Below are 8,649 nucleotides of genomic sequence, written 5' to 3'. Positions count from 1 at the left end.
CCCCGCCGGCCCCGCCGAGCGGGCAGTATCCGTCACGCTCGCGGGCGCCGGACGGCACATTCCGCCCGCTCGCCGAACGCGAGCGGCGCGTCGCGCCCGCTCGCCGGCCCGCCCGCCGACCGCCCACCGGACGGGAGGCGCGGTGCGGGCCCGACCCGCGCCTCCCGTCCGTCAGGTGCTCGACGCGGCCATACGACCCGCCCGGTACGCATGGCCGAGGTCGCAGGAAGTGCCGCTCCGCGGCGCGTGCGACGGCGCATTGCGCGACCTCGCCACAGCACACGCGGCGTGTCGTGCGACCTCGACGACGGACACCCGGACCCGACGACGGACACGCAGACCCGGACGCGCGACCCTGACCGGTCACGACTCGCCGCGTACGACTCCCCGAGCGGGCAGAACGCACCGCCACGACGCGTCGAGCGTGACGTACTTCGCCCGCTCGACGACGCGCACGCGACGCCAGCGCGCCCGCTCGACGACGCGCACGCGACGTCAGCGCGCCGCGCGCCCCAACCGCCGCCGCCGGAGCCGGTTGATCCGCGTCGCCCAGGTCGGCCCCTCGTAGAGGAACGCCGTGTAGCCCTGCACCAGGGTCGCCCCGGCGTCGATGCGGTCCTGCACGTCCTGCTCGGTCGTGACGCCGCCGACCGCGATGACGCAGAAGTCCGACGGCACCGCGGCCCGGACCCGCCGCAGGACCTCGAGCGACCGAGCAGCGACCGGTGCGCCGGACAGACCGCCGGCACCCATCGCCTCGACGTCCGCAGTCGGCGTGCGGAGTCCCGAGCGGGAGATCGTGGTGTTGTTCGCGATGACGCCGGCCAGCCCGAGGGAGACGGCGAGCCCGGCGATCGCGTCGATCTGCTCGTCGGTGAGGTCCGGCGCGATCTTCACCAGCACCGGCACCTTGCCGGCGGCGTCGCGCACGGCGGTGAGCAGCGGTCGGAGCTGGTCGAGCTCCTGCAGACCGCGCAGCCCGGGCGTGTTCGGCGAGCTGACGTTGACCGCCAGGTAGTCCGCGAACGGTGCGAGCCTGCGCGTCGACTCGAGGTAGTCGTCGACGGCGTCCTCGACGACGACGACCCGGCTCTTGCCGATGTTCACGCCGATGACGGGCCGCCCGGGGTTGCGGCGGGCACGCTCCAACCGACGTGCTGCTGCGGCGGCACCGTGGTTGTTGAAGCCCATGCGGTTGATGAGGGCGCGGTCGGGGATGAGTCGGAAGAGCCGTGGGCGCTCGTTGCCGGGCTGCGGCTTGGCGGTGATGGTGCCGACCTCGACGTGCCCGAACCCGAGGACACCGAGTCCGGCGATCCCCCGGGCGTCCTTGTCGAACCCGGCGGCCAAGCCGAAGCGGGACGGGAAGTGGATCCCCATCGTCGTCACGCCGTCGGCGGCGGACGGCCGCGAGTAGCGCTCGACGAGCCGTCCGACGACGGGCACGTGCGGCAGCCACTTGATCACCGCGAACGCGATGTGGTGCGCGCGCTCGGGGTCCATGTTGGCGAACACCGAGCGGAACACGACGGAGTACCCGCCGCGGACGATCCGTTCCGCGATGCCGCTCACGCGCCGGCCCCGGCCGGGGACGAGCCGGCGACCGGGTCGGCCGCGCCGTGGTGGTCGCGGCGGAGCTGGCCGATGGCGTCCTCGAAGTCCTCGAGCGAGTCGAAGGCCTGGTAGACGCTGGCGAACCGGAGGTAGGCGACCTCGTCGAGTTCGCGGAGCGGCGCGAGGATCGCGAGCCCGATGTCGTTCGCGTCGATCTGGCTCGACCCCGAGGACCGCACGGTCTCCTCGACGCGCTGCGCGAGGATCGCCAGGTCGCCGTCGGTCACCGGGCGTCCCTGGCAGGCCTTGCGCACGCCGGACACGATCTTGTCGCGGCTGAACGGCTCGGTCACCCCGTTGCGCTTCACCACGTTGAGCGAAGCGGTCTCGGTGGTCGAGAAACGGCGGCCGCAGTTCGGGCACTGACGACGGCGACGGATGGAAGTTCCGTCGTCGCTCGTCCGGGAGTCGACGACGCGGGAGTCCGGGTGGCGGCAGAAGGGGCAGAACATGTCGACCCCAGGCTACCGGTTCGTGCGCTCCGTCACGGCGGCGCCGTGCGCGGGGAGCTGCTCCTCGGTCGCGAGGGCGACGATGTGCGGCGCGACCTCGGCGAGGGCCTCGGGCGAGTAGCGGATGACCTGCTGCGGGCGGAGGAACGTCGACGCGGACAGTCCGGAGCCGAAGCGCGCCTGCCCGCCGGTCGGCAGGACGTGATTGGACCCGGCCAGGTAGTCGCCGAGGCTGACCGGCGTGCTCGGCCCGACGAACACCGCGCCCGCGGCGTCGATGTCAGCGAGGACCGCGTCGTCGGCGATGGTCTGGATCTCGAGGTGCTCCGGTCCGTAGGCGTTGCTCACGGTCGCCGCGTCGGCGAGCGAGTCCACGAGCACGATCGCGGACTGCGGTCCGTCCAGGGCGACCTGGAGGCGCGACGCGGTCCCGACACGCGCAGCACGTTCCGGGATGGCCGCCTCCACCGCGTCGGCGAACGCCGCCGACGTCGTCACCAGCACGCTGCCGGCCTGCTCGTCGTGCTCGGCCTGGCTGATGAGGTCGGCGGCCACGTACCCGGGGTCCGCGGTGTCGTCGGCGATCACGAGGATCTCCGTCGCGCCGGCCTCGGCGTCGATGCCGACGACACCGCGCACGAGGCGCTTGGCCGCTGCGACGTAGTTGTTGCCGGGGCCCGTGACGAGGTCGACGGGCTCGAGGCCGATCGACGGGACGCCGTACGCCAGCGCACCGACGGCTCCGGCGCCGCCCATGGCGTAGACCTCGTCGATGCCGAGCAGGCCGGCCGCCGCGAGGATCGTCGGGTGCACCGCTCCCCCGTGGTCGCGCTGCGGGGGCGACACGAGCGCGATCGACCGCACGCCGGCGACCTGGGCGGGGACGACGTTCATGACGACGCTCGACGGGTACACCGCCTTGCCACCGGGCACGTAGAGGCCCACGCGGCGCATCGGCTGCCACCGCTGGTGCACCTCGGCGCCGTCGGCCAGGGTGGTCACGGACGCGGCGGGCACCTGGGCCGCACTCGCTGCCCGGACCCGGCGGATGGCCTCGTCGAGCGCTTCCCGGAGCTCGGGCGTGAGGCCGGCGACGGCCGCGGCGATCTCGGCAGCGGGGACCCGCACGTGCTCGGGCGCTCCCCCGTCGAACCGTTCGGCCTGGTCGTGCAGCGCCGACGCCCCGTGCTCGCGGACGGCGTCGACGAGCTCGCGGGCGGCGTCCACCGCGTGCGAGACGTCACCGGCGGCGCGCGGCATGAGTCGGAGGAGTTCGGCACGGGCGGGGAGGCCACCACGGAGGTCGATTCGCTGCATCATCAGGTGGTCAAGCCTACCGAGCGCGGACGGGAGGTCGGTGGCGGACCGGCACCGCGCCTCCTGGCCCGCGGTGAGGGGGCCCGGGGCCCGCGTCGTCAGGCGAGCGCGTCGACGACGGGGCGGTGTCGGACGGCGGCTGGCGCGTCCCAGGCGCCGAGCAGGTGGAGCGTCGCGATGCGGAACGCGAGCGCGCGGACGAGCAGTTGGTCCCACTCCGCGACGTCGGCACCGAGCGCGTCGAGCTGCGCGACCGGGACGCCGTGCCAGCACACCGCGTCCACCGCGGCGACGGCCGCGCCGAACCCGGCGGGTCGCCAGGACGGCGGCCAGTCGATGACGGCGGGGACGGCAGGGACGGCGGGGACGGCGGCATCGGCGAAGAGGACGTTGCCGAGCAGGTCGCCGTGGACGAGCTGCGACCGTGCTCGGACGGGCCGGAAGGCCGCGGCGAGGCGGTCGAGCGTGGGGTCGTCCGGCAGGCGCGCTGCTCCCCAGGCCATCCGGTCGGCGCGGCCCCACGGGTCCTCGGGGCACGGCGCGGACGGGGCGAGGAACGCGGGGCGGTCGAGGTGTGCGATCGCTCGGTGGAAGGCGTTCCCGACGCGGATGACGTCGGCGACCCGGGTCTCGTCGGCGCGGCCGGGCAGCCACTCCCAGGCCTCCCATGAGCCGGCGCGCCAGGGTCCGTCGACCGTCCGGACGGGTCGAGGTGTGCGGAACGTCGAGGTGTGCGCCAGCTCGGCGAGGACGCCCGCCCGCCAGTCCGTCACCGTCGCACCGTCGTGCGGTCGGAGGACGACGTCGCCGGCGCGCCAGGTCAGCCCGCGCCCGCCCGCGAGCCGTTCGAGCCGCTGGTCGCCCACGCCGAAGGCACGCAGGGTGCCGGCGTCCGGACCGCCCGCCACGGTGTTCACGCGGTCCGGAGCACCTTCGACATCGGACGGCCCTTCGCAACCTCGTCGACGAGCTTGTCCAGGTACCGGATCTGCCGCATGAGCGGGTCGTCGAGTTCCTCGATCCGGACGCCGCAGATCACGCCGGTGATGAGCGGTGCGTTCGGATGGAGGTGCGCGGCCGCGAAGAAGTCCTCGAACGTCGTCTCGTCGGCGAGGTGCTGCTCGAGCGCGGCGTCGTCGAACCCCGTGAGCCACTCGATCACCGCGTCGAACTCGGCCTTGGTGTGCCCCTTGCGCTCCACCTTCGCGAGGTAGTGCGGGTACACCGCGGCGAACGGCGTGCCGAAGATGCGGTGCCCGGCCATCGTCAGACCAGGCAGCGCGGCCCGAGCAGGCTCTTCAGCTCGCCGAAGAGGTCGGGAGTCAGGTTCACCGGGAACGGCAGCTCGAACGTGCGGGCGACGTCGTCCTTGATGAGCTTCAACCGGACCTCGGTCTCGCCGCTGTGCCGACCGAGGACGGCGGCGAGTTCGGTCACCGTCGTGGTCGTCGCTTGCCGCTCGGGCAGGCTCAACGTGAGCGGCCCGGACCCCATGGCGTCGCCGACGTTCGGCTGGAACATGCTCACCGCGTGCAGGGCCTTGCCGTCGTCGCGCACGTTGACACGGCCGCGCAGGACCACGATCGAGTCGGCGACGAGCGACGGCCCGAACTCCTGGTAGGTCTTGCCCAGGAACATCACGCCGATCTGGCCGCCGAAGTCCTCGATGTCGACGATGCCGTACGGGTTGCCGCTGGACTTCGCCACCCGGTGCTGCACGCTCGTCAGGAGCCCCGCGACGGTGACCGTCTCACCCTCGACCGAGTCGTCGGCCGCGATGAGGTCGGCGATGGTGATCGACTGGTGCTTCGCCAGCTCGATCTCGAGCCCGGCGAGCGGGTGGTCGGAGACGTACAGGCCGAGCATGTCCCGTTCGAACGCGAGCTTGTCGCGCTTGGACCACTCCGGACGGTCGGGCACCTGGGACACGACGGCGGCCGACGGCTGTTCCTCGGCGACCTCGGCGAAGAGCGAGTCGAAGTCGAACCCGACGTTGCCGTGGGCCTCGTCGCGCTTGACCTTCACCGCACCTTCGACGGCGCCCTCGTGGATCTCGACGAGTGCACGGCGGGAATCGCCGAACTCGTCGAACGCACCGGCCTTGATGAGCGACTCGACCGTCCGCTTGTTCGCCGACGAGATCGGGATCTTGCGGAGGAAGTCGTGGAAGGACTCGAACGCGCCCTTCTCGGTGCGGGCCTGGACGATGTCGTCGACGACGTTGAAGCCGACGTTGCGGATCGCGCCCATGCCGAAGCGGATGTCCTCGCCGACTGCGGCGAAGAAGCCGATCGACTCGTTGACGTCCGGCGGCATGACCTTGATGCCCATCCGGCGGCACTCGTTGAGGTACAGCGCGAGCTTGTCGCGGGCGTCGCCGACGCTCGTCAGCAGGGCCGCCATGTACTCGGCCGGGTAGTGCGCCTTGAGGTACGCGGTCCAGAACGACACCACGCCGTACGCCGCCGAGTGCGCCTTGTTGAACGCGTAGTCGGAGAACGGCAGCAGGATGTCCCAGAGGGTCTTGATGGCAGCGGCCGAGTAGCCGTTGTCCTGCATGCCCTTCTCGAAGCCGGCGTACTGCTTGTCCAGCTCGGACTTCTTCTTCTTGCCCATCGCGCGGCGGAGGATGTCCGCTTGGCCGAGCGAGAACCCGGCCACCTTCTGCGCGATGGCCATGACCTGCTCCTGGTAGATGATCAGGCCGTAGGTCGTGCCGATGATGTCCTGCAGCGGCTCTTCGAGCTCCGGGTGGATCGGCGTGATCGGCTGCTCGCCGTTCTTGCGGAGCGCGTAGTTCGTGTGCGAGTTCGCACCCATGGGGCCCGGACGGTACAGGGCGATGAGCGCGGAGATGTCCTCGAAGTTGTCGGGCTTCATCAGGCGCAGCAGCCCGCGCATCGGTCCGCCGTCGAGCTGGAACACACCGAGGGTGTCGCCACGCTGCAGGAGCGCGTACGCCTCGGGGTCCTCGAGCCCCATGTTCTCGAGGTCGAGCTCGATCCCACGGTTCGTCTTGATGTTGTCGAGGGCGTCACTGATGATCGTGAGGTTGCGGAGCCCCAGGAAGTCCATCTTGATCAGGCCGAGCGACTCCGCTGCCGGGTAGTCGAACTGCGTGACGATCTGGCCGTCCTGCTCGCGCTTCATCACGGGGATGATGTCGATCAGCGGGTCGCTCGACATGATGACGCCGGCGGCGTGCACGCCCCACTGGCGCTTCAGCCCCTCGAGCCCGAGGGCGGTGTCGAACACCGTCTTCGCCTCGGGGTCGGTCTCGACGACCGTGCGGACGTCCACGGCTTCCTTGTAGCGCGGGTGGTCCTTGTCGAAGATCCCGGTGAGCGGGATGTCCTTGCCCATCACGGGCGGCGGCATCGCCTTGGTGAGCTTCTCGCCCATGCCGAACGGGAAGCCCAGCACGCGCGAGGAGTCCTTGAGCGCCTGCTTCGCCTTGATCGTGCCGTACGTGACGATCTGCGCGACACGCGCCGACCCGTACTTCTCGGTGACGTACTTGATCGCCTCACCGCGGCGCCGGTCGTCGAAGTCGACGTCGAAGTCGGGCATCGAGACGCGGTCCGGGTTGAGGAAGCGCTCGAAGATCAGGCCGTGCCGGATCGGGTCGAGGTCGGTGATGCGCATCGCGTACGCCACCATCGAGCCGGCACCGGAACCACGGCCGGGACCGACGCGGATGCCGTTGTTCTTCGACCAGTTGATGAAGTCGGCGACCACGAGGAAGTACCCCGGGAAGCCCATCTGGTTGATGATGCCGACCTCGTAGTCGGCGCGTTCCTGGACCTCGCGCGTGATGCCGTCGGGGTACCGGTACTCGAGGCCCTTCGCCACCTCTTTCTCGAACCACGAGTGCTCGGTCTCCCCCTCGGGCACGGGGAACTTCGGCATGTAGTTGGCCGCGGTGTCGAACTCGACGTTGCACCGCTCGGCGATGAGCAGCGTGTTGTCGCAGGCCTCGGGGTTGTCGCGGAAGAGGTGCCGCATCTGCTGCGGGGTCTTCAGGTAGAACTCGTCGGCGTCGAACTTGAAGCGGTTCGGGTCGTTCAAGGTCGAGCCGGACTGCACGCACAGCAGGGCCGCGTGCGACTTGGCGTCGTGCGAGTGCGTGTAGTGCAGGTCGTTCGTGCCGACCAGCGGGATGTCGAGGTCCTTCGCCAGCCGGATCAGGTCGCTCATGATCCGACGTTCGATCTCGAGCCCGTGGTCCATGACCTCGGCGAAGTAGTTCTCCTTGCCGAAGATGTCGCGGTAGTCCGCCGCGGCCTTGACGGCTTCGTCGTACTGGCCGAGCCGCAGCCGGGTCTGGATCTCCCCCGAGGGGCAGCCCGTCGTGGCGATGATGCCCTCGTGGTACTCCTCGAGCAGCTCGATGTCCATGCGGGGCTTGAAGTAGTACCCCTCGATCGACGCCTTGCTCGACAGCCGGAACAGGTTGTGCATGCCCGTCGTGTTCTCGGCGAACATCGTCATGTGCGTGTACGCGCCGGAGCCGGACACGTCGTCCCCGCCGCCGTCGCCCCAGCGCACACGGGTCTTGTCGGTCCGGTGGGTGCGCGGCGTGATGTACGCCTCGGTCCCGATGATCGGCTTGACGCCGCCGGCCTTGGCGGCCTTCCAGAACTCGAACGCGCCGAACATGTTGCCGTGGTCGGTGACGGCCACGGCGGGCATGCCCTGCGCAGCGGTCTCGGCCACGAGGTCGCCGAGCCTGGCGGCGCCGTCGAGCATCGAGTACTCACTGTGCACGTGCAGGTGGACGAAGGAGTCGGAATCCGACACGGAACCTCCGGTTCGCGGGAGCTGCTGCGGTCTGGGAACAGCCTAACCGCGACCGGGGACAAACCCGGGCGCGTCCTCCGCCGGACGGGAGGCGCGGTGCGGGGCCGACCCGCGCCTCCCGTCCGTCAGGGGGCCGCGCCACGCGCGGGGCGCGACGCCGAGCGCGCGCAACACGCCGCGCGCGTCCCGCCGAGAGCGCACGAAGTGCCGCTCCGCGGCGCCGAGAGCGACCGATCCCGCGATCTCGGCGGGCTTGGCCGGGCGCGTCGAGACGGACGGGAGGCGCGGTGCGGGCCCGACCCGCGCCTCCCGTCAGTCGGGGGGTCGCGCCACGCGCGGGGCGCGCCGCCGAGGGCGCGCAACACGCCGCGCGCGTGCCGCCGGAAGCGCACGAAGTGCCGCTCCGCGGCGCCGACAGCGGCACTTCGTGCGACCTCGGCGTCGAGGCGGACGGGAGGCGCGGTGC

6 protein-coding genes are annotated in these 8,649 nt (G+C 71.3%); all 6 read right to left on the bottom strand.

What is annotated here, in order from left to right; translation table 11 throughout:
- Nucleotides 1–495: 495 nt before the first annotated feature.
- The 6 genes from BIV01_RS02830 to dnaE all read right to left on the bottom strand — a co-directional run bounded on the left by BIV01_RS02830 (nt 496) and on the right by dnaE (nt 8,132).
- Nucleotides 496–1,572 carry a quinone-dependent dihydroorotate dehydrogenase gene (locus BIV01_RS02830; RefSeq protein ID WP_083413729.1) on the bottom strand — a complete coding sequence of 359 codons (1,077 nt, stop codon included), beginning with the start codon at nt 1,570–1,572 and terminating at the stop codon, nt 496–498.
- The gene (gene nrdR, locus BIV01_RS02825) at nt 1,569–2,066 is read right to left on the bottom strand and encodes a transcriptional regulator NrdR (protein WP_070418661.1); all 498 of its coding nucleotides are present in this window, start codon (nt 2,064–2,066) and stop codon (nt 1,569–1,571) included. The genes BIV01_RS02830 and nrdR overlap by 4 nt, the downstream gene beginning before the upstream one ends.
- A gap of 12 nt (nt 2,067–2,078) precedes the next feature.
- Entirely contained in the window at nt 2,079–3,386 is a 1,308-nt protein-coding gene (gene hisD, locus BIV01_RS02820) for a histidinol dehydrogenase (protein WP_083413728.1), read from the bottom strand.
- 95 nt (nt 3,387–3,481) lie between these two features.
- Nucleotides 3,482–4,300, bottom strand: a complete 819-nt coding sequence (locus tag BIV01_RS02815) for a hypothetical protein (protein WP_139199186.1) — start codon at nt 4,298–4,300, stop codon at nt 3,482–3,484.
- Nucleotides 4,297–4,647 (bottom strand): DUF2200 domain-containing protein, encoded by a 351-nt coding sequence (locus BIV01_RS02810; protein ID WP_071301873.1) that lies wholly within the window; start codon nt 4,645–4,647, stop codon nt 4,297–4,299. Before BIV01_RS02810 ends, BIV01_RS02815 begins: the two co-directional genes overlap by 4 nt.
- 2 nt (nt 4,648–4,649) lie before the next feature.
- The gene (gene dnaE, locus BIV01_RS02805) at nt 4,650–8,132 is read right to left on the bottom strand and encodes a DNA polymerase III subunit alpha (protein ID WP_070419540.1); all 3,483 of its coding nucleotides are present in this window, start codon (nt 8,130–8,132) and stop codon (nt 4,650–4,652) included.
- Nucleotides 8,133–8,649: the final 517 nt, after the last annotated feature.

It is taken from the genome of Curtobacterium sp. MCBA15_013, from assembly GCF_001865095.1.
Classification (GTDB): domain Bacteria; phylum Actinomycetota; class Actinomycetes; order Actinomycetales; family Microbacteriaceae; genus Curtobacterium.
The sequence above is the reverse complement of the archived record's forward strand: the minus strand, read 5'-3'. Positions and strand labels throughout refer to the sequence as shown.

What these genes read in the sequence shown, in the direction of transcription:
- nrdR (WP_070418661.1), bottom strand. Translation starts at nt 2,066, where the DNA reads ATGTTCTGCCCCTTCTGCCGCCACCCGGACTCCCGCGTCGTCGACTCC.
- hisD (WP_083413728.1), bottom strand. Translation starts at nt 3,386, where the DNA reads ATGATGCAGCGAATCGACCTCCGTGGTGGCCTCCCCGCCCGTGCCGAA.
- BIV01_RS02810 (WP_071301873.1), bottom strand. Translation starts at nt 4,647, where the DNA reads ATGGCCGGGCACCGCATCTTCGGCACGCCGTTCGCCGCGGTGTACCCG.
- dnaE (WP_070419540.1), bottom strand. Translation starts at nt 8,132, where the DNA reads ATGCTCGACGGCGCCGCCAGGCTCGGCGACCTCGTGGCCGAGACCGCT.